The sequence below is a fragment of the Alteromonas sp. KUL42 genome, from assembly GCF_006538325.1.
Lineage (GTDB): Bacteria > Pseudomonadota > Gammaproteobacteria > Enterobacterales > Alteromonadaceae > Alteromonas.
Genome location: NZ_BJKK01000002.1, coordinates 383,095 through 408,125 on the forward strand (window position 1 = coordinate 383,095; position 25,031 = coordinate 408,125).

Annotated in this window: 18 protein-coding genes; 12 read left to right on the forward strand and 6 right to left on the reverse strand. The window is 42.3% G+C overall.

What is annotated here, in order from left to right; genetic code table 11:
* The gene (locus EYR97_RS04510) at window positions 1–1,539 is read left to right on the forward strand and encodes an acyl-CoA carboxylase subunit beta (protein WP_131092626.1); all 1,539 of its coding nucleotides are present in this window, start codon (window positions 1–3) and stop codon (window positions 1,537–1,539) included.
* An 81-nt stretch (window positions 1,540–1,620) separates the two neighbouring features.
* The gene (locus EYR97_RS04515; protein WP_131092627.1) at window positions 1,621–2,595 is read left to right on the forward strand and encodes a GGDEF domain-containing protein; all 975 of its coding nucleotides are present in this window, start codon (window positions 1,621–1,623) and stop codon (window positions 2,593–2,595) included.
* A gap of 8 nt (window positions 2,596–2,603) precedes the next feature.
* Here the strand turns inward: EYR97_RS04515 and EYR97_RS04520 are convergent, their stop codons facing one another.
* From EYR97_RS04520 to EYR97_RS04530, 3 genes are all read right to left on the reverse strand, one after another.
* Window positions 2,604–3,272, reverse strand: coding sequence for a pentapeptide repeat-containing protein (locus tag EYR97_RS04520; protein WP_131092628.1), 669 nt, complete (start codon window positions 3,270–3,272; stop codon window positions 2,604–2,606).
* Between the two features lie 62 nt (window positions 3,273–3,334).
* Entirely contained in the window at window positions 3,335–5,185 is a 1,851-nt protein-coding gene (locus tag EYR97_RS04525) for a methanol/ethanol family PQQ-dependent dehydrogenase (protein WP_131092629.1), read from the reverse strand.
* A gap of 231 nt (window positions 5,186–5,416) precedes the next feature.
* The gene (locus EYR97_RS04530; RefSeq protein ID WP_131092630.1) at window positions 5,417–6,058 is read right to left on the reverse strand and encodes a response regulator transcription factor; all 642 of its coding nucleotides are present in this window, start codon (window positions 6,056–6,058) and stop codon (window positions 5,417–5,419) included.
* Between the two features lie 277 nt (window positions 6,059–6,335).
* Between EYR97_RS04530 and EYR97_RS04535 the strand changes: the two genes are divergently transcribed.
* Window positions 6,336–8,336 (forward strand): tetratricopeptide repeat-containing sulfotransferase family protein, encoded by a 2,001-nt coding sequence (locus tag EYR97_RS04535; protein WP_131092631.1) that lies wholly within the window; start codon window positions 6,336–6,338, stop codon window positions 8,334–8,336.
* Window positions 8,337–8,370: 34 nt separating this feature from the next.
* Here the strand turns inward: EYR97_RS04535 and EYR97_RS04540 are convergent, their stop codons facing one another.
* On the reverse strand, window positions 8,371–9,495 hold the full coding sequence (locus tag EYR97_RS04540) for a DUF2891 domain-containing protein (protein WP_131092632.1): 1,125 nt from the start codon (window positions 9,493–9,495) through the stop codon (window positions 8,371–8,373).
* Window positions 9,496–9,870: 375 nt separating this feature from the next.
* Between EYR97_RS04540 and EYR97_RS04545 the strand changes: the two genes are divergently transcribed.
* Complete coding sequence (locus tag EYR97_RS04545; protein ID WP_131092633.1) at window positions 9,871–12,216, forward strand: EAL domain-containing protein; 2,346 nt, start codon at window positions 9,871–9,873, stop codon at window positions 12,214–12,216.
* A gap of 58 nt (window positions 12,217–12,274) precedes the next feature.
* Here the strand turns inward: EYR97_RS04545 and EYR97_RS04550 are convergent, their stop codons facing one another.
* Window positions 12,275–13,321 (reverse strand): PLP-dependent cysteine synthase family protein, encoded by a 1,047-nt coding sequence (locus EYR97_RS04550; RefSeq protein ID WP_131092634.1) that lies wholly within the window; start codon window positions 13,319–13,321, stop codon window positions 12,275–12,277.
* Between the two features lie 296 nt (window positions 13,322–13,617).
* On the opposite strand from EYR97_RS04550, the gene EYR97_RS04555 reads away from it, so the two are divergent.
* The 4 genes from EYR97_RS04555 (at window position 13,618) to EYR97_RS22160 (ending at window position 18,070) form a co-directional block, all read left to right on the forward strand.
* Entirely contained in the window at window positions 13,618–14,784 is a 1,167-nt protein-coding gene (locus EYR97_RS04555) for an endonuclease/exonuclease/phosphatase family protein (RefSeq protein WP_131092635.1), read from the forward strand.
* Between the two features lie 128 nt (window positions 14,785–14,912).
* Window positions 14,913–17,453 (forward strand): two-component regulator propeller domain-containing protein, encoded by a 2,541-nt coding sequence (locus EYR97_RS04560; RefSeq protein WP_258313190.1) that lies wholly within the window; start codon window positions 14,913–14,915, stop codon window positions 17,451–17,453.
* A 25-nt stretch (window positions 17,454–17,478) separates the two neighbouring features.
* Window positions 17,479–17,799, forward strand: coding sequence for a GGDEF domain-containing protein (locus EYR97_RS22155; protein WP_258313191.1), 321 nt, complete (start codon window positions 17,479–17,481; stop codon window positions 17,797–17,799).
* Window positions 17,800–17,833: 34 nt separating this feature from the next.
* Window positions 17,834–18,070, forward strand: coding sequence for a hypothetical protein (locus tag EYR97_RS22160; protein WP_242634890.1), 237 nt, complete (start codon window positions 17,834–17,836; stop codon window positions 18,068–18,070).
* Window positions 18,071–18,379: 309 nt separating this feature from the next.
* Here EYR97_RS22160 and EYR97_RS04570 read toward each other — a convergent pair whose 3' ends face one another.
* Window positions 18,380–19,168: a LysR family transcriptional regulator gene (locus EYR97_RS04570; RefSeq protein WP_242634891.1), complete on the reverse strand. Its 789-nt coding sequence runs from the start codon at window positions 19,166–19,168 to the stop codon at window positions 18,380–18,382.
* A 101-nt stretch (window positions 19,169–19,269) separates the two neighbouring features.
* Here EYR97_RS04570 and EYR97_RS04575 point away from each other — a divergent pair, with 101 nt between their 5' ends.
* The 4 genes from EYR97_RS04575 to EYR97_RS04595 all read left to right on the forward strand — a co-directional run bounded on the left by EYR97_RS04575 (window position 19,270) and on the right by EYR97_RS04595 (window position 24,998).
* Window positions 19,270–20,127, forward strand: coding sequence for an SDR family oxidoreductase (locus tag EYR97_RS04575; RefSeq protein ID WP_131092636.1), 858 nt, complete (start codon window positions 19,270–19,272; stop codon window positions 20,125–20,127).
* A gap of 112 nt (window positions 20,128–20,239) precedes the next feature.
* Entirely contained in the window at window positions 20,240–20,674 is a 435-nt protein-coding gene (locus EYR97_RS04580; RefSeq protein WP_131092637.1) for a DUF2177 family protein, read from the forward strand.
* 326 nt (window positions 20,675–21,000) lie between these two features.
* A complete protein-coding gene (locus tag EYR97_RS04585) occupies window positions 21,001–21,963 on the forward strand; it encodes a diguanylate cyclase domain-containing protein (RefSeq protein ID WP_131092638.1) in 963 nt (320 codons plus the stop codon).
* 650 nt (window positions 21,964–22,613) lie between these two features.
* Entirely contained in the window at window positions 22,614–24,998 is a 2,385-nt protein-coding gene (locus EYR97_RS04595) for a TonB-dependent receptor domain-containing protein (RefSeq protein ID WP_131092640.1), read from the forward strand.
* The last annotated feature ends 33 nt before the right edge of the window (window positions 24,999–25,031 follow it).

The window sequence follows — 25,031 nt, forward strand, 5'->3', positions numbered from 1 at the left end:
ATGGAAGAGCAGGATAACCCTAAGCAAAAAATGTTGTTAGCGCTACAAGCGCGAGTTCACCAAACCTCTGATGAGGGACGTCAAAGTCAATGGGAAAAAAGAAAGCAGAAAGGCTTTAACAGCGCGAGAGAAAACCTTGCGCTGCTTTGCGAAACGCAGACCTTTCAAGAGTATGGGCAATTTGCTGTAGCGGCTCAGCGCAAGCGCAAAGACTATGAATCTCTTAAGTCTGACACGGCAGCTGACGGTGTGATCACTGGAGTGGGTCACATCAACGAAGGCCATTTTCCTTCCTCTCAAACAGCCACTGCATTGGTTATCAACGATTACAGTGTACTTGCAGGTACGCAAGGTTATTTCCATCATTTAAAGCTGGACCGTATTATTGAGGTTGCAAAGCAACGATTGCTACCGGTCATTATGTTTACTGAAGGCGGTGGAGGTAGGCCAGGTGATACTGATATCACTACCGTGAACTCAGGCCTGCAATGTCAGTCGTTTTCTCGTTGGGCATCCTTGTCTGGTGTCGTTCCTAGAATTGCTGTGAACAATGGCTATTGCTTTGCCGGTAATGCTGCCCTTTTTGGTTCAGCTGATATCACTATAGCTACTACCTCATCGTGTATTGGCATGGCCGGCCCCGCTATGATTGAAGGGGGAGGACTGGGTCAATTTACTCCTCAGGAAATTGGACCAATTGATACCCATGCTAAAAACGGTGTAGTAGATATTGTGGCCAACGATGAAAACCATGCAATAGAAATCGCAAAATTTTGCCTATCCTTCTTTCAAGGAGATGTAGAACATTGGCAGGAAGCCCCACAACAAGATATTTTTTCTTTACTTCCCGATGATCGCCGTTTTGCCTATGACGTTCGAAAAATTATTCACACCCTTGCTGACACCAACAGCTTTATTGAATTAAAAGCACAATATGGCGGAGCCATTATCACAGGCTTTTGCCGTTTTAAAGGCAAAGCGGTTGGACTTATCGCGAGTAATTGTAAGGTGTTAGGTGGTGCTATAGACGTAGATGCTGCGGAAAAGTGCGCTGACTTTCTTTCACTTTGTCAAAACTTTGGAATTCCCGTTGTCAGTTTGTGCGATACCCCAGGGTTTATGGTTGGTCCTGCGCACGAAAAATTAGGTGCAGTAAAGCGCCTTAACCGCATGTTTGCTGCTGGCGCGAAGCTCACTGTGCCGTTTATCGCAGTGGTATTGAGAAAATGTTATGGCTTAGGCGCACAGGCCATGTTGGGAGGTAGCACTTCTAACCCGGACTATACTGTATCTTGGCCAAGTGGCGAGTTTGGTGCTATGGGGCTGGAAGGGGCTGTAAAATTGGGCTTTAAGTCTGAGTTAGCGCAAATAGAAGATGAAAATGAGCGGCAACAACGTTTTGAAAAGTTATTACAGCATGCCTATGAAAGGGGGCAGGCGAGTGAAGTCGCGTCTGTACTTGAAATTGATGCCGTGATAGAGCCTGTACAAACCCGAGATATAATTTCGAACTTTCTTATTACTTCGAACACACTTTAGCTCTGTTGCACTAAACTTCTAAAGCATGGGAAATTTGACGATTTACGTTTATAACCAATAAACTGCGAGGTGGAGATGGGGATGTTAGATAGGTTGTTTGACGGCAGTCTCATGCCCCATGGCCATTGTCTACTGTGGCGGTGGGATCTATTGTTGCTACACCTAGGTGGTGATTTCATGACTGTCATCGCCTATTCGCTTATTCCCTTTGGTATCTTTTATTTCTTGCGCAAACGCAAGGACCTCAAGTTTGATGGCCTCGCTGCGTTGTTCGCCTGCTTTATTGCATTTTGTGGCGCGTCTCACCTTGCTGGTATGGTCAATGTTTGGCACGGTTATTACTTCATTGAAGGTGCGATAAAGTTTGCTACAGGTCTAGTTTCTATAGTCACGGCTTATTACCTGTGGAAGTTGATGCCAGTGTTTATCAATATACCCAGTATTGCATTACTTAAACAAAGAAATGAAGAGTTGGAGATCCTAAGAGCACAACTTGAAGAAACTAATCGGTCATTGGAAGAAAAAGTAAAAGAGCGCACTTTGCAATTGGAGATACAGGCAAATACTGATGCCGTTACAGGAGTAGCTAGCCGGTTTGCCATAATGGAAGCACTGAGTACTAGTGTGCAAACATTTGAACGTTATCATCGTTCGTTTTCGATATTGATGGTCGATGTTGATCATTTCAAAGAGGTGAATGACAGTCACGGACATCAAGCCGGTGATGAAGTGTTAGCAGAGTTAGCAAAGTGTATTTCAAGTAATATTCGTTCGGTTGATATTGTAGGTCGCTACGGTGGCGAAGAATTTTTAGTGGTGTTACCCGAAACACCAGAAGAGGCTGCAACTGAATTGGCTGAGCGTATAAGACTTGCCGTAGAAAGTTTATTATTACCTTTCGACATTTCAATAACTTGTAGTGTTGGTGTATCGGGTATTGTAAAGGGGATTTCGGGTGATGGATTGATTAGTCGGGCAGATCACGCCTTGTACAGTGCAAAGCGTGCAGGCCGAAATAAAGTTATTGTTTTTGATAAGAATAAAACTAATTTCTAAAATCTCTATTACCAATCAACAGGGCAGTTTATGCATTCATCCATGAAAGTGCCTTGAAATGTCGCATAATGGATGCGCGTGCCAGTTAAATTGGCTCGGTATAAGTTCGCATCATTTAGTTTCGATTCTTGGATGTTGGCATTGATTAGGATTGCGCCTTCAAAGTTAGCTTTGTTCATCCAAACCCTCTCTAATCGTGCGGCCCTTAGGTTGGTATTTATCATAATGGCACCCGATAGACGACCTTGATCTAGGTTTGCACCTGAAAAATTGGAGTTGGTAAAATCAACCCCTTGACCGAAAAGCGCCCAGCCATCCACGCCTTCTAAGTTAGCGTTTCGAACTTTAGAACTGCGTAAATCTGCGTGCTTTAAATTGGCGGTAGCTAAATCAGCGTGGTCTAGGTTACTTTTCTTAAACGTCGCGTAGCTTAAGTTTGCGTGCCTTAAATCAGTTTTGCTGAACTTTACGTTGGTGAATACTGCCCCTTGCAAATTTGCATGGCTCAAATCAGCACCGCTTAAGTCTGTGTCGCTACAAATAGTTTTGGGCTTTATTGCACACCCGTTGATAACTTTCACGTCATCTTCGAAATCGGGAATGGCATTGGCGGTTGCTGAATATAGTACAACTAATAACACGGGGAGTTGTTTGATTACTTGAAAACGTAAGCGCATGAAATCTCCTTAATGCCGAGAGGCATTTTCACAGCCTCTCGGTTTGGTTTGCAAAGCTAAAGCTATTGTTTAGCTACGTTTTGCTTTTTATTGTGGTTAGGCAGTTTAAATACCCAAAATGAACCACCTTGCGCTACAGGTTTGGTCAGTTCGGCCATGTCTCCCCCCCACAGAGGCACTGCGCCGCCATATCCAGAAGCTAACCCAATGTATTGCTCGCCATCTTCTTCCCAAGTAATCGGACATGAAATAATTCCCGAGCCCGTTTGAAACTTCCAAAGTTCTTCGCCGGTTTCTTCATCGAAAGCTTTGACATAGCCATCACCAGTCCCTGTGATAATAAGACCGCCTTTTGTTGCTAATACGCCTGCCCACATAGGCAGTTTTTCTTTGTGCGTCCACTTAATTTCACCTGAGATGGGATCTACGGCACGAAGCACGCCCACGTGATCGTCATACATACGTTTAATTCTAAAACCTTGTCCTAGGTAAGCTGCACCTTTCTTATAGGTGACCTCTTCCGTCCAGTAGTCTTCTTTCCAGTGGTTTGCGCCCATGTAGAACCAGCCTGTATTCTGGCTGTAGGCCATCGGGTTCCAATTCTTCCCGCCCAAGAATGGGGGCGATACTTCTATCGACTTTCCTCGTTTTTCACCCGGCTTAGGCAGTGGCGGGCGCTGTCCGTCTACTTCAGCTGGGCGACCCGTGTCAGGGTCTATGTGTGTGGCCCACGTAATGTTATCTACAAAGGGAAAGCCTCTGATGAATTCACCGTTTTGTCTGTTAACTACATAGAAAAAGCCATTTCGGTCTGCATGAGCCGTCGCTTTTATTAGCTTTCCATTATCGTAATAGTCGAATAACACAAGTTCATTGTTGCCAGAGAAATCCCATGCGTCGTTAGGGGTATGTTGATAGAACCATTTCACCTCACCGGTTGTTGCATCAACACCTACTTGCCCAGAAGTATAAAGGTTATCCCAGTCTTTTGGGTTGCCTCCTTTGGCGGTGCGTTTCCATGTATTCCAAGGAGCCGGATTACCTGCACCGATAATGATAGTGTTCGTTTCAACATCGAAGCTTGCGCTCTGCCATGGTGCACCACCGCCGTGGTGCCAAGCCTCTACCATTTCGCCGTTTTCATCTTTCGGCCACGTTGTCACTTCGTACGAACCGCCAGTAGGCGTGCTTTCCTTTCCATTTAATCTGCCCATATGGCCTTCAACAAAAGGGCGCATCCAAATTTCTTCGCCAGTTTCAGGATCGCGCGCAAATAGTTTCCCCACAACGCCAAACTCGTCCCCTGATGAGCCGTGAATAAGCATGACCTTTCCGGATTTTTGATCTTTAACTATTGTTGGAGCGCCTGTCATGGTGTAGCCCGCACGGTAGTCTTCGAAACGTTTTTTCCATTTAACTTTGCCCGTTAAACGATCGAGGGCAACAATACCCGCGTCCAGCGTACCGAAAAAGACCAAGTCACCGTAAATCGCAGCGCCTCGGTTCACTACGTCGCAACACGGGCGAATTCCTTCCGGAAGACGGTGTGCATAATCCCACAATTTCTTACCTGTCTTTGCTTCATAGGCGTAAATACGTGAATAGCTACCAGTCACATAGACAATGCCGTCATATACGAGTGCTTGAGATTCTTGACCTCGTTGCTTTTCATCACCAAAGCTCATTACCCAAGCAGGTGATAACATATGTACATTTTCTTTGTTTATTTGAGTGAGCTCACTGTAACGCTGGGCCTCAGGACCCATACCATACATGAGGACGTTCTCAGGCGTTTTTGCATCGTTTTCAATATCTGCCCACGTTACGCCGTCGTCCGCATAGAGATGAGAATTTGTACCTAAACCAATTATTACGCTTAAGGCCAATGAAGCCTTTGAATAGAACTTAGCCATAGTTTTGTTTCCACTGTTACCTTGATATTGTGTTAACAGTATGTAACGAGGACTGGGTTGCGTTAAACGGAGTTTGTCCTTTTAATGGCGGGAAAATTTCCTTTGTGAATTCAAAGTTATTTTGTTTATGATTTTGATTTTTAATGGGAAAAATAATTTTTTGGAAATGAGTTAGACAAACAGAGGAAAGAATACGTACACAAGTATGGGGAATTTTTCCCGTTTCGGTTTTCACTGTTCCATGGGGATTTTCAAGTAACCTTGCTTAATTGCTAGATGGACGAATTCAGCATTAGTTTGTAAATCCAGTTTACGCTTTAGTTGGGTAATTACATTAGAGACCGTTTTCTCGGAAATACTCAGTGAGTCAGCTACATCTTTGCGTGATTGTCCTCTAGCTACTCCCATAAAAATGTCGAGTTCTCTTTGTGTGAGATCTTTTAAATGTCGACTAGAGCGAGATAAGTTAAAGGTGGCTAATTCAATGGCTGTTGTATGTTCTAGATAGCGCCTTCCTTTGAGAACCGCTGTTACCGCATTAATGAGTACTTCTGGTTCGCTTTGCTTACTAACATAGCCCATAGCGCCAAGTTTAATGGCCCTATCGATTATTGAGATATCGTCGAACATGCTGAACATCAAAATTTTTGCTGACGTCCAGCGTTGAATAATGTACTCGGCTAGGGTGAGGCCACTTGATGAAGCCAGGTTGATATCCAGAATAATAAGATCGAAGGTTTCCTTGCGAAGGAGCTGGGTTGCTTGATGAGCGCTTTTTGCACTTGAAACTGATGTATTTTCTAATACTGACGAAAGCAGTGATGAAAAGCCCTCTCGTACAATTGAGTGGTCGTCTACCAGTAAAATATTCATAAAAAGGTTCATTGTTTTGTGCCTCTTCTTAGGATGACACACACAATTATTATGCAGTATAAAACTTTAGTTCCTATATCTCTCATCCTTTAGTAGGGGATGAAACAAAGTTATTAAAGGAAATATGAAGGCGAGCATGACTTCATATAGGTACTGAATTGCAATGTATAAGAGGCAATTTTCCACACTTCCATCAACGGTTAAGCATGTTACTATGTGTGTTTACACTGGCATTCGGCATTATACAGCTACCTAAATATTGTCAAAATGAGAAGTAATGAAACTGACACAAGCACTAATTAATCAGGCCATGCAAGCGTTTAATGCTGGCCAATACGAGATTACTATTTCTACACTTGCTGCTGTTTATCAGCAACATCCTATGGCCGAAATGCTATATGCCACGGCACTGGGGAAAACAGAACGCTTTCCTGAATCGTTTGATATTTTTCGACGTCTCCAAAAGCAATACCCTCAAAATACTGATGTCAGCTACAATTATGCGCTTTTACTAAAGGAATCTGGAAATCTTGACGATGCTGAAAAGCAATTGTCATTAGCCATAAAGTACAACCCACAATACCACGTTGCCCATCATGCGCTTGGTAATGTGCTTCTTGAACAGTCTCGTGTTGAAGATGCACAATCTGCATTTGAAAATGCTCTGCGTTGTAATCCACAAAGTGGACAGTACGCCCAAAGCTTATCTAAAAGTCTTTATTTACAAGGAAAGTGGCAAGAATTAATTACTTTCCTGACGCGCGACAACCTACTGTACTTAGATGTCATGTTGGCGGAGTTATATGTAGAAGCATGTTACCGAGTTCATGCACGAAATACGCTTTACCAACAAAAAACGAAATTATCTCAAACCTTTTTGTCATCATATTCGATTCATTATTTTTTGGCGCTTTCCGAGCTAGAATCAAAACGTTATGGTAGTGCAAAAGCGCTAACAAATACGGCGTTGTCGCTTGCAAGTGACGAAGAACAGAAAGAAGAAATGTCGACGTATGCGGCGTATATCGACTGGCTTGCGTTACCAAGTGATTCTCATTTTGCTGCGTTAGAAACTAAATTAGCGAAGACCAATAATACGCAGCTTTTAGAACTTGCATTTAATTTGTATGAAAATCGTCGTGATACAAAACAAGCACAACAATTTTTAGATAAGCTTTCGCAGCAGTGTAATCACTCTACTAGTCCAAATAGTTTGGCTCAGTTGTCATTAAAAGAAGCCCAAATCCACTTTGCTAATGATGATATTGATAGGGGAATAAAAGCACTTGATGTCTCGCTTGAGGCTTCGCCATTTAGCTTACCGCACCTATATCAAAAAATTAGATTGTTAGATAAACAACAGCGCTTTGAAGAGGCTGAAGATATTATATTGTCTGTTGCAAATGCAACATCACAGTACAGAACAGACAAATTTTCAGACCTCAATGGGGGTATTGAATTAGGTTCATTTGGCATAGCTCCTGTTCAAGCAGACATTACCTCGACCAATGACACTGAGATGCTATTCATCGTTGGTTTTCCTCGCTCTGGCACAACACTAATTGAGAATATGTTGTTAAAGCAGGGCAACGTGACTTTGTTAGAGGAAACAGATTCTGCCGCTACATTTTGTCAGCAACTTCAAGAAGGAGGTATGATAGAGGCTCATACCGGTAGCCTTAAAGTATCTGTTGATGAAGAAGACGAAAGTACGGCAATTGCGAAATTAAATAGCTTAGCTGATGACTATCTTAATCACTTAAAAGCATATGCGCCCACTATCTCAAGTGGAACGCTCATTGTCGATAAAATGCCATTGAACTTTCCCTATTTACCGGCAATGTTAACCTTGTTTCCAAAGGCTAAAGTGCTGTGTTGTGTTAGGCATCCAAAAGCCGTCGCACTTAGTTGTTTGCAATTCGAAGAGATAAACTTGTACTCGGTGGATACGTTCGCTGAAGCCTACGACAAGGTTTTTTCATGTTGGAAAAAACTGCAGCCAGTGCTGGGAACGCGCGCGATGACCATGAAATATGAAACCTTGGTATCTGAGCCTGAAAGTACGCTAGAAGCTCTACTGCAATATGTGGGTTTGTCTAAAAGGGAAGGTGGCGTTGAGCAAAGTGAAAATACTAGTTTGATCCAAACACCTAGCTATTTTCAGGTCAATCAACCAATCTACACGTCGTCGGTTCAGAAGTTTGAAAACTACCCAAGGCTTTTTGAGCATTCCTCTGAATTATTGGCACACTGGCAACAGTATTGGGGGTACGCTTAAACGTTAAGCGTACCGTGTTGGTATTATCAGTAAACTATTGAATACCGCGCTGGGTTTCTAAGTAGCTGGCAAAACTACCCAACCAGTGACTACCCATGTAATGCATGTCACCAATGACGGCATGCAAACCGGCGCTACGGTGTTGTTCAAATGACGCTTTCAATGTGTCTTGGCGCTTATCATCTTTTGGAAGTGCCCGCATAATACCTTCTATCATCCATGCTCGACTGATATTAAGCCCATCTAAATGAGCGAGTTTACCATCAGATTTATCGGTAACAGTAGCTGGCGCCAACCAATGTTCTTTATTGCCAGTTAATTGAGGGAAAAAGGCGGTTAACCAGGTTGCGAATTCAGATTGTGTCATTATTCTGCGCATCAAATCTGCTTCAGCTAGACAGGGTGATAAAAAGTCCTGACCTGAGGGTTCATAGGCCAGAGGACACTGTGTATCACCTGAATAATATTTATTTATTCTTCCAGTCAATATTTGTTCGAATTCTACATTCTTTGCCTCTCGTGCCCAATCTAGCATCAATCCAAATGCGAAGGCTGTCTGACTGTGCTCTCCTGTGCGGATAGGATAGGCCAATTTGGGGAGCCAAATGCTAATTCGCTCTACAATTGCGGTTTCTAGTGGTGTGAGGACTTCTAGCCACTTTTCGGCTTCAGGAAAGGTCGCGGTACGCAACTCTGCGGTGAGTTGTAAAAACCAAGCCAGACCATAAGGTCTTTCAAAAGATGCGTTATTCTCGCGCAGTAAGCTAGTTAGTTCACCATCAATATTCTCTTTTGTGAAACTTAGCGCAAGTCGGCTGATTATACGCTCTCGGTCTACGTTGTTCTGCGCGGTATTAAGCATTCTTACTAGTAACCAATGACCGTGCACCGATGAGTGCCAATCGAGGCATCCATAAAAGGCTGGGTATAGCTTATCTGGTGTTTTTACATCAGAAGCATCATTCATCATGTGTTTCACTACATTCGGATAGGTTTGATGTATGCATTGCAGCGCCAAGTTAGCAAAGACCTTCTCATAGATCGCGGTGCCATTTGCACGCTTAGTAGTAGGTAAAACGGTATTGGCTTGTGAAGTTGCGTTGGTAAAAAACAGGATAGCGATGACCGGTAGCAAAGTGTTTTGGATTTTAGAAAACATGTCTAGTGCCCGTTGTTATTGTTTTACCACTACAATACAGGGGGTGTTAATGAAGATAAACAGGCTATAGTAATGATATGTGTACTTTTAATACTATATTCAACATAAAGGAACTTTTTGCTATGAAGTGTTGGAAGTATCATGATAACTTCATGAAGCGTTTATTGATTCACAATTACCTAAGACGTTAGTAATGTTGTTTTGGTGCCTTTATGAAGCGCATTACAAATACTGTTGCGGCATAAAGTAAGATGGTGAATACATAAATCCAACAATAGAATAATAAAACTGTGGTTCCCCATTTTTCGATACTTTACGACGGCTGAAGTTCGCGGGAAACAACGCAGTTAGGCCAAAACAACAAGGTCTGATATTTTGCAGAGTAATACAGAATTAAAGCATGACGCACTCACTATTGTTTCTGAGTACGCGATGCAGCTTATGACGATGATGGATGATCAGAAAATTTTCTGGTACCTCGCCAATGAAGTCATTACAAAGCTCGGTTTTGAAGAGTCCGTCATTTATACCAAAAATGGCGACAAGCTTATACAACGGGCTGCGACGTCAAATAAAATCGAAAAAAATCAACATATTACTAATTTGCTCGTCCTTGAAGTCGGTCAAGGCGTGGTGGGCAAAGCCGCAAAGCTTCAAACACCCTTAAATATCAAAGATACAAGAAAAGAGCCCGGCTACATTGTAGATGATGCTGCGCGTTTGTCTGAGTTAGCGGTACCTATTATCTTTGAAGGTGAAGTACTTGGCGTTATTGATTCAGAACACACGGATACTCATTTTTTTACGGACGAGCACGTTAAAATACTGAGCCTTTTGGCCAACTTAACGGCCAACAAAATAATCAGTAATCGAGCGCACTCGCAATTACAGAAAACCGTAGAGAAGTTGGAGTACAGCGGGAAAATACAAAACATATTATTTTCTATTGCCGAGCTGATTTTTAAAACCAATGATCTCGAAACATTTTTCAAAAAGCTGCATGTAATTTTAGGGCAGCTTACTTTCACCAAGAATTTTATTGTAGCGCTGAGATACAACGGCGAAATGCATTACTCAATTCCCTTTGCCGTGGATGAAAAGGACGATATTCACGGTGTAGCGAATTTAGAGATCATTCCTGAAAAGCTGTCTCTCATTACCCATATCTTAATGAACAAAAAATCAGTTCTACTCAACGGCAGTAAGTTTGATGAGTATGTTTCTGAGCACAATATAAAGATTGTCGGTTCAGCGCCGGTTTCTTGGCTAGGTGTGCCGTTCGGTGAAGGGAATATTGAAGGAACGGTAATTGTTCAGTGTTACGACGACAGTTACCAGTTCTCCCAAAAAGATTTGCAGCTACTCGACTTCGTCGCAAGGCATGTTTGCAATGCGGTTGAACGCTTGGAAGCGCGTCAGCAAATGCATTATTTGGCGCTACATGACTCGTTAACAGGGTTAGCCAACCGTTCACTTTTTACCAATCAATTGAAAAAAGCCATACAGCATGCAAAGCGCTACCCCAATAGAACCTTTACGTTGATGTATCTTGATCTTGATGGCTTTAAGGAAGTGAATGACAGTTATGGCCATCACGCGGGTGATATTTTACTGAAATGTATTGCACAGCGGCTTACCTCAGAGGTGCGTGATGCTGACACCATAAGTCGACTTGGTGGCGATGAATTTGCCGTTTTGTTGTTTAATGTTGACAATAAAGAGGCCATTTATCGCACCGCGAATCGCATTCTTGAAGTGATCAATTTGCCCCTTGATATTCTTGGACACAAGGTACGAGTCTCAAGCAGTATTGGTGTGGTGTCTAGCGAGGGGCAGGAATATGAAGTGAATCAGGCGTTATCGCACGCCGATGAAGCTATGTACATAGCAAAGTCCTTGGGCAAAAACCAAGTTTTTTATTACGACGATAAAGAGGCTAAACACTTCGTTTTTTCTCCTACTTTTCCTCATCATTTCACTCAGTCATTGGAAAATGACCATTTTGCGTTATACGGGCAACCCATTTTAGATCTCAAACGCAATGCGATCATTGGTGTAGAAGTACTGGTTCGTTGGTTTCATCCCGAACAGGGCTTACTTATGCCTGACAAGTTTATCGATAATATCAGTGACTCAATACTTATAGAGAAATTGGATAGTTACATTTTCGAAAAGGTATGGCAGTTACTGAAGGATTATCGAGACTATCTGCCGGATAGTTTTAAGATTAACGTAAATATGTCGGCAAGAGGATTTGTTTCTAACCAGATAAAAGCGCAGCTAACACAGCGCGTTAATGATGCGCCGTTTTTGGCTAAACACATTTGCCTTGAAATCACAGAGCAATCGATTACTGACAATGTGGAAGCAACACAACAAAATATTATCGATTTTCAAGCGCTTGGGTTAACTATTGCACTGGATGATTTTGGCACAGGTTACTCAAGTTTAAATTATCTGCACAAATACAACTTTGATTCACTGAAGATAGACCGGTCGTTTGTCAGTGCTTATCAGCCTGGCTGCAGTAGCTCCATTATATTAGAATCAATCATTAACTTAGCTAACTCATTGGGGATCACGGTTGTTGCAGAAGGTATAGAAACCAAACCTCAGCTGACAACAGTAGCAACGCTGGGGTGTCAAATGGGACAAGGGTATTACATAGGAAAACCCATGCCCATTTCAGAGTTATTGACAGAGTGTCTTTCTAAAGGTTAATGCATTCGTAAGCGTTGTGTACGTATTGTGTATACATTAACCTTGAATACTTTCGCTATTATGCAATATTAAAGTGCAATAATGCTTGGTCAGCTATGTCGGTATTTCCTATTTCTTTTTCTACCCAAGCGGAGTTGTAATAGGTTTCAGAATACCTTTCTCCGCTATCACACATTAAGGTAACAATAGAGCCACACTGATTGTTGTCAGCAAGTCTCTGAGCAATTTGTAATGCGCCCCACAAATTAGTGCCGGTTGATGGACCTGCTTTAATGCCCATTTGCGTGTTAAGCCAACGCATGGTAGCAATACTGGCGGTATCGGGTACGCGCATCATTTCGTCTATTACGTCTCGCTGAAAAGACGCTTCAACTTTTGGCCTGCCAATACCTTCTATACGACTGCCACGGTGTCCGACAAGACCGTTGTCTTTTTGCTGGTAACTGTCAAAAAATACACTGTGTTCAGGATCAACAACCAACAATTTGGTATTTAAGCCTTTGTATCGAATATAGCGGCCAATAGTAGCAGATGTGCCACCTGTCCCTGCGCTCATTACAATAGTGTGAGGTTCCGGGTGAGGCTCAGCTTCCATTTGCTTAAAAATACTCTCAGCAATATTGTTGTTACCTCGCCAATCAGTTGCTCGCTCGGCGTAAAGAAACTGATCCATAAAGTAGCCATTTAACTCTTGAGCTATGCGCTCAGATTCCGCATGCATCTGTGTTGGACAATCGACAAAGTGACATTTACCGCCGTATTTTTCAATCAGTGCAATTTTGCTTTGTGCTGTAGTACGAGGCATAACAGCCACAAAAGGCACGCCAATCATTCGAGCAAAGTAAGCTTCTGAAACCGCTGTACTACCAGAGGAGGCCTCTACAATAACAGTACCCTCTTGTATTTTTCCGTTGCATAGTGCGTAAAGAAACAAGGAACGCGCCAAACGGTGTTTTAGACTGCCAGTAGGGTGAGTACTTTCATCTTTTAAATAGATGTCGACACCGGAAATGGTTAATGGCTCCAGTTTTATAAGGTGTGTGTCAGCAGAACGTTGATAGTCTGCATTGATAATTTTTATCGCGTTTTTTACCCAATCTGACATGCGAAGCTCCTTTCTATCGTGGCAGTTACAATAGCACTGTGTTGTGAGTATAAAAGTGCGACTCTGCTATGTACTTTGCCGTTGGGTGAAAAAAAATTCTAGAAATTTAGTTTTTGTTGGTTTTATTTTGCTTTATTTGGCGCTTCATAAGTTTGTTTAACTGATTTGCCATTACATTACTGGCTCAGTGTAGTTGAGATTTTCAGAAAGGCGGGGGGATAATGTTTACTGAAAAAGTTTTGGTGACCTATAAAATCTTGGTAAGGTTAGCCGTCTTCAATTTTTACGAGAACCTCATGAAATTCAGTCTTGTATGTTTTGTCCTCATTATTTTACCCAATGTATTGGCTGCACAGACGCTAAAGGTCGCCACATTTAATGCCAGTATGGAGGCAAATAATTATGCCTCTTTGGGTATGCAACCAAGTATTGAAGTACTACCCAAAGTATTGAGTACTGGAGATAACCCGCAAGTTAAAAACATCGCTGAAATTATTCAGCGTGTAAATCCAGATATCATCTTACTCAATGAGTTTGACTATATTGAAGATAAGAGCAAAGGTGTTAACGCCTTCGTTAAAAACTACCTTCAAGTATCTCAGTCGGGTCAAGCCCCTGTTGATTACCCGTATACTTTCATTGCGCCTGTTAATACGGGGTTTGCTACGCCATTTGATTTAGATAATAACGGCAAGTTTGAGCAATATGGCAGTGATGCAATGGGATTTGGCTTTTATTATGGGCAATATGCCATGGTGTTGTTATCTAAATATCCCATCGACACTGAGAACGTTCGCACCTTTCAGCATTTTAAATGGCGTGATATGCCTAGCCATCTAAAAACCTCTTATCCCGATGGGCGGCCTTGGTATGACGAAGATGAATGGAATGCCCTTCGACTAAGTTCAAAGTCACATTGGGATGTTCCCATCGAGGTAAATGGGCATACGGTACACATTTTGGCTATGCACCCAACACCGCCTAGTTTTGATGGTGAGGAAGACAGAAATGGCAAGAAAAATGCTGATGAAATACGTTTTATGGCTGACTATCTTACCCCCGAGAAGGGAGCATATATTTATGATGATAACGAAGAGCTTGCCAGCCTAGAGCCACAGACGCGCTTTGTTCTCGTTGGCGACTTTAATGCTGCAGATATTGGCGACAAATACAGAGAAGGTGTTATTGAGCAATTGACGGAAAGCCCACTCGTTAACAATTCTGTGATTCCAATGAGTAAGGGCGGTGCTGAGGCTTTTGAGGAAGTCTACAGCGATCGCTATACTGCTTATTGGGGGGCGAGAGCTGATTACGTATTACCTTCAACTTATGGTTTTGAAGTAAAAGCATCAGGTGTGTTTTGGCCACATAAAGACAGTGATCTTTATCGTCTGGTTGAAGATAGAAATGCCAGCTCTGATCACAGATTAGTTTGGGTTTCTTTGATGTTGGCCGATAACTAGATATTAAGGTGCGATAATGTATCGCTTAATATTGTGTTTATCGTTATATTTAATGGGATGGCAACTTTTGATTAAGCCATCCTTAGCGGTATTATCGAATATGTCTAAGCTGTTGGAATGAGAAGCACTTGAAGTTTGCCTCTATTATAGGTTTTTTATTATTAACCTATTTACCACTATCTCATGCCCAAGGTGTTTCTTCTGGAATTACGCCGCTTAACCGCTATTTTTCCGAAACTTGGGGAACTACTGATGGATTGCCCCACAATAGTATTCATGCATTAGCACAAACCAATAATGGCTACATTTGGGTTGGCACCTGGGAAGGTGTTGCACGTTACAATGGCAGCGAATTTGAGGTGTTTGGACGTGGGGAAGTTACCGGTTTACCTGACTCAGGGATCCGGAGTCTACATTACAATACTGCTGATGATGAATTACTTATAGCAGGTAGTCGCGGTGGTATAACATCACTGGTCAGTGGGAAATGGAACGCTCAAGCGAACTTACCTTCTATGGTTAATCATGCCTTCAAAGACAGTCAACAACGTAATTGGTTTGCTTTGGAAGATGCCGGTGTCATTCAAAGAATGCCCGATGGAAGTGAAAAACAATATTTAGCCGATGCTAGTGCATATCGAATTGCAGAAGACAAGCGCGGCATAGTGTGGTTTGCGACTAGCCAAGGGCTTTTTCAGTTCTCTAAGAGCGGACTTCACCCAGTATCATCTTCGGTTAATGCATTGCATAACCCTTTATTTGCAGTTGAAATTGACCCCGAGGGGCGAGTGCTTGTTGGCAGCGAGCAAGGTGTTTGGAGAGAGACTAGCGAGGGGTTTGAATCTCTTCATGCAGGGTTAAAAGACGAATCGATTTCTAGTTTATTGGTTGATCACCAAAACAGTATTTGGGTTGGAACAATTAACCACGGAATTTATAGATTTAGTAGTTTGGGGTTAGAAAAACTCGATGCAACAGCAGGTTTGCCCAACAACCGAATTTTTTCTCTTATTGAAGATACGGAAAAAAGTATTTGGATTGGTACAAACGGTGGGCTCTTTAGGCTTCGCCAAGCGTTGTTCACCACTTTCACACAAAGCCAAGGTCTTAGCGGGAACTTCATTCGCACAGTGCTTCAGGCAAAAAATGGCAGCATTTTTATAGGTGGAAGCAGTGGTGTCGATGTATTTGAAAATGATCAGTTTTCATTTTTAACATCTCCGTTTCCGCGGCCCATTTCAGCTCTTAGCCTGGCCCAGTTGAATGACGATATCGTACTTGTAGGCACATATACAGACGGTGTTTTAAAGCACGAAAATGGCAAGCTTTCTCCTTTTCTTGACAGAGAAAGTGGTTTGCCTAGCAATGAAGTAAGAGCATTGCTGGTGGCTAGCGACAACAGTATATGGTTTGGCACTGCGCAGGGGTTAGCGCGTCAGAAGCCCAACGGTGAACTGGTTTACTTTAATGAGTCTAATGGATTGCCCGCAAATTTCATTATGGGCCTGACGGAAGACTTAAATGGTCGAATATGGGTAGCCACAGGTATTGGTTTGGCCTATTACGAAAAGGGCAATATTTACACAGTAACCTTTCCTTCAGATTCTGATGTTGGACATGCTTTTAGCTTTTTTGTGACAAGTAAGGGCACATGGATGGCAACAGACAGAGGCGTTGCTTATTTTGACAACAACACAAAGCAAATTCACGTCATTGGCAAATCACAAGGTTTGCCTGTCGATAAAGTATTTGCGGTGGCTATTGATGATGCTCAAAGGATGTGGGTTAGCTCAAACCAAGGCGTTATGCTAACGAGCATGCAACAGGTGACTGCCTATTTGAAAGATGATTCCAACACTGTGGTATTTGATCATTTCAAAGCAGAAGACGGACTAGCCAGTATTCAAATTAATGGAGGGTCGCAGCCTTCATTGGATATTGATGGGCACGGCAATGTTTGGTTTGCCACTGCGAAAGGTCTTGCAACGGTCAACCCCAGTAATCTAGAAAGAATTAGTGATTTTTCAGTCCCCGTTATTATTGAACAAGTATTACTAGATGGTAAAAGTTCACTCTTAGGAAACACTTCTGACATCATTCATGTTGCTTCTGATATTACGCGAGTGTCTTTTAAATATGCAGGGTTAGGGTTTGCTATGCCGTCTCGAGTCGAGTATCAAGTAATGCTGGAAGGGTACGACAACAATTGGGTCGACCGTCAAAAGTTACGGTTAGCCGAATATACCAATTTGATGCCGGGAACGTACACTTTTAGAGTTAAAGCACGCTATGTAGGGGGAGATTGGCGAGAGTACGATAAACCGGTAAAGATAAATATTCGGCCCAAGTTTTACCAAACAATTAGTTTTATAGTTGTCGTAATAATACTACTTTGTATGGCTATATTACTGTTTTATAAGGTGCGTTTTCAGCACTTAAAAAAGTCGGAAGCGAGACTTAAACAGCGCGTTGATGAGCAAACCAAATCTTTAGAACTGCAAAATAAGCGGTTTGAGTTTCAAGCAACTCACGACCAACTCACTGGTTTACCCAACCGACGAGCTTTTGATGGTTGGCTAGCTGAATATTTTTCCAAGGCGAAAAGTGAGAGCAAACCATTATGTTTAGCACTAATTGATATCGAGTTTTTTCAAGCAAGTCAACGATGAATATTCCCATTTGGTAGGCGATAAGGTGTTGGAACGGGTTGCGCAACAACTTAAAGAGCTTTCGCCTGCTAATGCTAAATATGCGAGATGGGGAGGGGAAGAATTTACCTTGCTGCTGCCGGAACATTCTCTAGAGCAAGCTATTAATGCCGTAAGAATTATTCAACAGTCAATTGAGCAACATGATTTTAGTGATCTTGCTCCTTTACTAAACATAACGGTTAGTGTTGGCGTTGCCAGTGTCGAAAATGCCGGTGATTACAACCGACTATTAAACCATGCCGACCAAGCGTTATATCGCGCTAAACAAACAGGACGAAACAAAGTTGAGTCTGAGTTGTCCTAACGCGAACATAAATGTTAAGCGGGGGTACTTCACTATGCGATTTCTTTTACTTGTCAGCGTTTTCTTGTTAGTCGCTTGTGGCGCCCCGCTTCAAGAGCCCATTCCATCTTTAGAAGAGATTGAAAAACTAGAGCAAACTGTTGATACGTCATTGCCACTCGTACAACAAGCCTATTCTATCGAAACTGAAAAAGTGTGTTTGCGCGAGGGTGGAGAATGGAAAAAACGTTGGTCGCCAGCAGGCCAATGCTTGTGTGCTTCCCGCCTCTGATGCCGGTAAGGCTTGCCAAAATAGTGATGAATGCGAAGTGGCGTGTGTGGCGGAAAATTCACAAGTTAAGGCAGGCAAAAAAGTACAAGGAGTGTGCCTTGAATCAACGAATTTGTTTGGGTGTAGAGCATATATCTCAAAAGGTATTGTAGAGCCCACATTGTGTGTTGATTAAGCCTCAACCCTACCAATTAAATTATGTCGCTCAAAATCGACAAGTTTCTATCAAATAATCTATCAATGCCCGAGTTCTACTGGGCACTTGGCGACGCGAGGGATATATTAAGGTAAAGACGAGTTTATCACTGCTCAAGCTCGGGCATATCTTAACCAATTCACCTCTTTCAATTTCGTTTTTACCGTCGAAGGCAGTAATGTGGCTATTCCTAGCCCTGAAATTACCATTTCTTGAACTAAATGTGGCGAGTTACACATTTCATAGTACTTTGGCTTAATTTGAAAAGGCTTACCATCAAGCTGCAAATATTGCTGAGTAGATGTGTTTAACTGGGATAATAAAATCCACGTATGCTTGCTTAAATCTTCGACAGTGAGCGGACAGCCGTGTGTACTTAAATACTGTGGGCTTGCATAAACTGCAAAGCGTTCTTCATAAAGTACTCGACCCACCAACGAATCATCTCTTGGTAACCCTATGCGAATGCCCACATCAATGTTATTCGATACCAAGTCGAGTTTCTCATCACTGCAGACAATATTGAGACTCACTTCTGGATAACGCAGTTTAAATTCAGGAACAAGAGGAAGCAGAAACTTGTGAGCGATGTCGTGGGTTACTGTAATTGACACTCGGCCATTTGGTAGACTTTGCGACAAACTTTCATCGATATCATCCAAAATATCATGGCATTTCTTTGCATGTTCAAATACTCGTCGACCTTCATCTGTTAGCGCTATTTGTCGTGTAGTGCGGTGTAAAAGTCTAACGTTTAACGCCGTTTCTAAATTGGCGACTTGCTCACTTACTCGCGAGCGACTTGATTGCAAGCGCCGAGCTGCTTCAGCAAAGCTTCCTGCGCTTACTACTGTCGCGAATATAGCAAGGTTTTTCAAAAGGGCGGGCTCAATTGTACTCATTTTCAAGACAATCCATTCTGAATTGGTAGTCTTATCATAGCAATAATCGGCATACATAATACAACTTGTTTCATCATTCACATTGTCAAAGAGGAAAGATCATGATTGCTGTTACCGGTGCCAATGGCCAGCTAGGTCGAAAAGTTGTTCAAACATTGCTAAAAACCGAAGCGCCAGAAAATATTATTGCTATTGTTAGAAATGCGTCGAATGCTCAAGTACTCAGAGCAAGTGGCGTTATTGTTCGAGAAGCAGACTACGACAAGCCTGAAACATTAGTTCAAGCACTGATTGACGTTGATAAATTACTTTTAATTTCAAGTTCTGAAGTTGGTAAACGTATCGCTCAACACAAAGCTGTTGTTGATGCTGCAATGGAAAACAAGGTATCTCTTTTGGTGTATACCAGCCTTCTAAAAGCGGGTAACTCGCCGCTTTTACTTGCCAATGAACACGCACAAACAGAAGCGTATCTTAAGGAAGTTAATGCGCCTTATGTCATTTTGCGCAACGGCTGGTATACAGAAAATTACAGTGATAATGTTAATCATATTCTCGCTACTAAAACGGTGGTTGGCGCTGCAAAGCAGGGAATTATTTCCAGTGCGAGTCGACAAGACTATGCAGATGCCGCAGTATGTATTCTTACTGATGCTAACTCTCATATTGGAGAAACCTATGAACTAGCAGGTGACAAAGGTTTCTCATTGAAGGGGTTTGCGGAGGAAATAAGTAACCTGACGAGCACTTCACTTAATCTTGTTGATATGGATGCAAAAGACTATTGCCAAGCGTTAACTGATGCTGGGTTACCTGAAGGAATGGCAACTGCAATTTCAGACGCTGAGCTGCATGCTGGAAGTGGGTGGTTGCATGATGATAGTCAAACACTTTCAAGGTTAATCGGTCGACCCACAACTCCTCTTAAAGAAAGTCTTATTGCCTCTTTAAACCGTTAAGTTATTATTTTGCGAGAGCACGTCGTGCTCTCGTACCCCTTTATTTTTTCTGTCTTTTAAGCGTCCGCAAATCGTGACACACTGGTTCTCTGTATTTTCAAAGAGAACCAAAATGCGTGAAAATATTGTTTATTTTGCCAAGAATATTGTGTCGTCATTAGTTGTTATTTACTTGACCTTCGCTATTCTCGATTTTCTATGGCTCGGCGTCATTGCCGATAATTGGTACCAAACAGAAATGAAATCGTTAATGCGTAATCAGGTGGTCACCTGGCCTTGGCTCGTTTTTTATTTGATGTATGGTGGTGTTGTATTTGTACTTGCTGTTGTCGCAAATAGAGATAAGTCTCTACTTTACGCGGGGATAGATGGCGCATTACTTGGGCTTGCCAGTTATGGCGCATACAATTTAACAGCTTATAGCATAATTGATGGTTTCTCTGTATTCATAATGGCAATAGACTGGATATGGGGGGTATTTATTACAGCATCAAGCGCAATGGCGGGGTGGCTTGGTTTTCGTCTAGTTGGAACATCAAAGGACTGAATGCTAGAATCTTAGTGGTTTCTTCCCTGATAATTTAACGTTAAGAAGTCCATTCGAGCGCCGATAATAATTATGCAGTTGAACATGTTAACAATATAGATGCTCTTATATGTACTTCGTACGTTAGCCAAACGCTGCATTGATATATATGAACACGTGTAAAAGACGCCTGATGTGAGTAAATTACTACGAAAAGCGTGCAGCGCTTTTTTTATGAAACGCGTATTCTGTAACGTCAGTTTAAGGTTACGGCAATTTACAATTTCATATACGTGAGCATCAGCTACTCCCTATGAGCTCTACATAAGAACTGGGTATTCGAAAACATGATTGATGCACTTGTATCACAAAACGCAATTGCAGATGATATAGCGTTGAAAAAATGTAATGTTCTCGTTGTCGATGATGACGAGATAAGCGCCGATATCATTTCACATATTATCTCTGATATTGCACAGGTGCATTACGTGTGTAACAGCCTTGATGTTATTGATAAATGTCTTTTACTTAAGCCTGATTTAGTCATTTTAGATGTGAATATGCCGGTCAAAAATGGCTTGGAGCTTTGTCGCGAGTTAAAAAATACGCCCGAGCTAGAAACTATTCCAGTCATTTTTGCAACCGCTAGTGTTGAGCATGAAACACAAAAGGCCTGCTGGGATGCGGGTGGTGTTGACTTCATTGTTAAACCTATCTTAGCGATGACACTTGTGCATCGCGTCAAAAATGCTCTTACCAATGAACTGAGAATTCAGTTTCTTCGTGCAATTTCCTTCCGTGACCCACTCACGGGTTTATGTAATCGCCATTACTTGAATACTGAAGTGCATGGTCTACTTAAAAGTGCTGTGCGTAACAATGAGCTCTTCGGCGTTATTGTCCTTGATCTGGATTACTTCAAAGCCTTCAATGACAACTACGGTCATTTGGCAGGTGATCAATGTCTGCGTTCTGTTGCTGATGTCATCATGCAATCTATTCATCGCCCAGGGGATACAGTAATTCGTTTCGGTGGAGAAGAATTTATCATTGTACTGCCAAGGACCGATAGGCAAGGGTGTGAGTTAGTTGGAAAAAATATATTGGCGTCGATAAAAGCACTTAATATAGCGCACTCGGCAAGTAGACAGGGGGTGGTGACTGCAAGTGCCGGTTATATGGTTGTTCGACCCACGTTAGAAACAACTTTGGATGATGTCATTGGTCAAGCTGATTTAGCGTTATACGAGGCAAAACATAACGGAAGAGATAGGCTTTGTGGATTTTCTGATACTTATCAAAGCTTGTAGATACTGCCCATAAATGTACTTGTTAAGGCCCACTAAACCGCGTACATTTGCAATCGCCTGAGTAAAAAATGACTCATGAAAAATTTATGAACAAAGATAAACAGGCTCTTGTATTGTTATTACGTTTTTTGTCGCTTTCTATTTCGAAATAGCCAACTACTTATTCCTAAGGCCATGGATAGAAATGACAGCAGATGCCATAGTGAAGAAATCTGCACGCCATCCGGGCATTGAAGCGTGGTAGTAACGCCTGCCAAATTATCACATTCAATGACAGGGCCCAGAGCCAGAAACATTAGCCCCAACAATATTCCTATTACTGCATTTGAAAAGTAGTTTATTGACATAGGGTTCCATCGCTAATTGAAGACACAAACGAATATCCATTTGCAAGAGTGCTATAGCAGTAATGGGTACATTTTCCTTTCAAACAAGTCTTTAAAATAAATTCGCCTTATTTTCCTCGTTTTACGGGTACTTAATTCTCTTCTTTAGTTTTTCTTAATGCACTTATTAATATTCATGTAAATGATAATAAATATCGTTTGTATTGACGATTGTTTTAATGCCAAGTAGTATTCCGGCCACTTAATGAGAGGCTCACACTCAATTCTCTCTAGAAAACGGAACAAGAATAAGGAAGCGATACCTTGAAAACACGTTGCACTGCAATTACCAGCGCATTAATCGCCGCATTTATTGGTAGTCCTGCCATATCACAAGAAAATATCGAACTACTGCCTGATGGTAGTCAAATAGAACGTATTGTTGTCTCAGCGACAGGTTTTGAACAGAAAATCACAGAAGCACCAGCCAGTATTTCGGTCATTACTAACGAAGATTTACAGACCCGCGCGTTTATAACCTTACTTGATGCAGTTCAGTTTCAAGAAGGTATAGATATCGGTACCACACGAGATAAAACCGGCCAAGGTTCGGTAAGTATGCGCGGCTTAACCGGTGAATATACCCTTTTGCTTATCGACGGTATTCGTATGAATAATCACGGCGATATCTATCCAAATAACTTTGGTGGAAATGCATTTGGCCACGTTCCGCCAATGGAAGCAATTGAGCGTATTGAGGTTATCCGAGGCCCGGCTTCAACGTTATATGGCGCTGATGCACTTGGTGGTGTTATTAACGTCATTACTAAGAAGCGCTCAGACGAGTGGGGTGGTTCAATTAACTTCGGAAGAAGTTTCCAAACCGATGATCAATTTGGCGATGACATTACCTCTGATTTCTTCGTTCAAGGGCCACTCATTGAAAATGTACTGACTTTAGGCGTACGAGGCAGTGTTTATGAACGACAAGCATCATCGCCAGAGTTTGAACCAGCAGTAGATCCAAACGGAGATATACATGTTCGCGAGCTGGGTTTTGGTAGTGGCGGTAGAACTGTTGATAGTGACAGTGAACAGGTTGGCTTTACACTGTTCTATACCCCTTTCGAAAACCAGAGCATCAAGTTTGACTATGACAACTCAAAGCAAACTTACGACAATACGCCTACTTACAATGTGGAAACAGGCAGTATCTCCTATCCGTTGGGTACCAAAGACAACATCGATGCGATTTGGGCTGCTCGACGTGGTGTAGTTAACCCTCGCGCCGGGTATGCTGAAGACCAGCAGTTTAATCGCGAGTGGTGGTCTATTGCACATGAAGGCCAGTGGAACGGCTTTTCAACCATGGTTGCGTTGTCACATGTTGATACGTCTAACGATGGTCGTACATTGCCACTATCAGTCCAGGAGCGTTTACTACTGCAAGACATGTACGATGGTGTTGGAGCATACGAAGGGCTGTCTGAAGAAGCACGTAAAAATATTGCGGAAGAGACCTTTTTACCCCGTCCTAAACGACCACTAGAGAGCAGTCAATACACCCTTGATGTGCGTGTAGATATTCCGGTTGATGACTTCTATGGCACGCATAACGTGGTATTAGGTGGGCAAGTAATTGATGGTGAGTTACTCGATGGTGTTTTTGGTCTTGAAGATGGCATCGCGGGTGGCGTTCAAGAGCAAAAGATGTGGTCTTTATTTGCAGAGGATAACTGGAGCTTTAATGACTACTTGACGCTAACCGCTGGTGTGCGTTACGACGAGCACGACGCGTTTGGGAGTCAAGTTTCTCCGCGTCTCTATGCGGTGTATAACCTTTCTGACAATTGGACAGTCAAAGGTGGCGTAAGCACAGGTTATAAAACACCTAACACGACCGACCTTTACGACGGAATTACAGGGTTTGGTGGGCAAGGCACATCACCTTTCGCCGGTAACCCAGACTTATCACCTGAAACCAGTGTAAACAGCGAAATTGCCGCATATTGGAACAGTGACGACGGACATAACTTCAACCTGACGTACTTTAATACCCAGTTTGAAGATAAAATTGCCAGCGGCGATAGAATACAAAGCTGTGAAGCGACAGGTGGTGTTCGTCCTTGTGTGAACTTAGGCGAATATGACCAGTTAGGTTATGACTCTTACAGTCAAAAGATAAATATCGATGAAGTTGATTTGCAAGGTGTTGAAGCCGCGGGTCGACTACAGTTTAACAAAAGCTGGTTCGTGACAGCTAACTATACTTGGACAGACAGCGAGCAAAAAAGTGGTCCACAAGAAGGGCAACCTTTAACTAATACTGCAGAGCACATGGCAAATGTTACAGTGAATTGGGATATCAACGAAGCATTTAATTTGTATCTGCAAACCCAATTTCGTTCCGATCGTTACCGCGGTTGGGATAGCACGCTTGACAAGCCATTGTACTTTAAGAACTACACATTGTTAGCGTTAGGTGCACGATACACTATCAACGAGTACGTCACAGTAAATGCAAGAATTAATAACTTGCTGGATGAAGATTTCACTTCATATAGTACAGAGTACAACGACCTTAACAACGATGGTACTTATGAGTATTTGACCGGTCGTGGTGTGGTTAGTGAAGTGGTGTTTCTTGACGATTACAACATAAAAGATCGCGCGCGCAACCTATGGGTTGGGGTTAACGTTAAATTCTAAGTTTTTAAGCTTTTAGCTTTGTTTGTACCCGCA

What these genes read in the sequence shown, in the direction of transcription:
- EYR97_RS04510 (WP_131092626.1), top strand. Translation starts at nt 1, where the DNA reads ATGGAAGAGCAGGATAACCCTAAGCAAAAAATGTTGTTAGCGCTACAA.
- EYR97_RS04550 (WP_131092634.1), bottom strand. Translation starts at nt 13,321, where the DNA reads ATGTCAGATTGGGTAAAAAACGCGATAAAAATTATCAATGCAGACTAT.
- EYR97_RS04575 (WP_131092636.1), top strand. Translation starts at nt 19,270, where the DNA reads ATGATTGCTGTTACCGGTGCCAATGGCCAGCTAGGTCGAAAAGTTGTT.
- EYR97_RS04515 (WP_131092627.1), top strand. Translation starts at nt 1,621, where the DNA reads ATGTTAGATAGGTTGTTTGACGGCAGTCTCATGCCCCATGGCCATTGT.
- EYR97_RS04540 (WP_131092632.1), bottom strand. Translation starts at nt 9,495, where the DNA reads ATGTTTTCTAAAATCCAAAACACTTTGCTACCGGTCATCGCTATCCTG.
- EYR97_RS04570 (WP_242634891.1), bottom strand. Translation starts at nt 19,168, where the DNA reads ATGAGTACAATTGAGCCCGCCCTTTTGAAAAACCTTGCTATATTCGCG.
- EYR97_RS04580 (WP_131092637.1), top strand. Translation starts at nt 20,240, where the DNA reads ATGCGTGAAAATATTGTTTATTTTGCCAAGAATATTGTGTCGTCATTA.
- EYR97_RS04520 (WP_131092628.1), bottom strand. Translation starts at nt 3,272, where the DNA reads ATGCGCTTACGTTTTCAAGTAATCAAACAACTCCCCGTGTTATTAGTT.
- EYR97_RS04535 (WP_131092631.1), top strand. Translation starts at nt 6,336, where the DNA reads ATGAAACTGACACAAGCACTAATTAATCAGGCCATGCAAGCGTTTAAT.
- EYR97_RS04525 (WP_131092629.1), bottom strand. Translation starts at nt 5,185, where the DNA reads ATGGCTAAGTTCTATTCAAAGGCTTCATTGGCCTTAAGCGTAATAATT.
- EYR97_RS22160 (WP_242634890.1), top strand. Translation starts at nt 17,834, where the DNA reads ATGCGATTTCTTTTACTTGTCAGCGTTTTCTTGTTAGTCGCTTGTGGC.
- EYR97_RS04530 (WP_131092630.1), bottom strand. Translation starts at nt 6,058, where the DNA reads ATGAATATTTTACTGGTAGACGACCACTCAATTGTACGAGAGGGCTTT.
- EYR97_RS04555 (WP_131092635.1), top strand. Translation starts at nt 13,618, where the DNA reads ATGAAATTCAGTCTTGTATGTTTTGTCCTCATTATTTTACCCAATGTA.
- EYR97_RS04585 (WP_131092638.1), top strand. Translation starts at nt 21,001, where the DNA reads ATGATTGATGCACTTGTATCACAAAACGCAATTGCAGATGATATAGCG.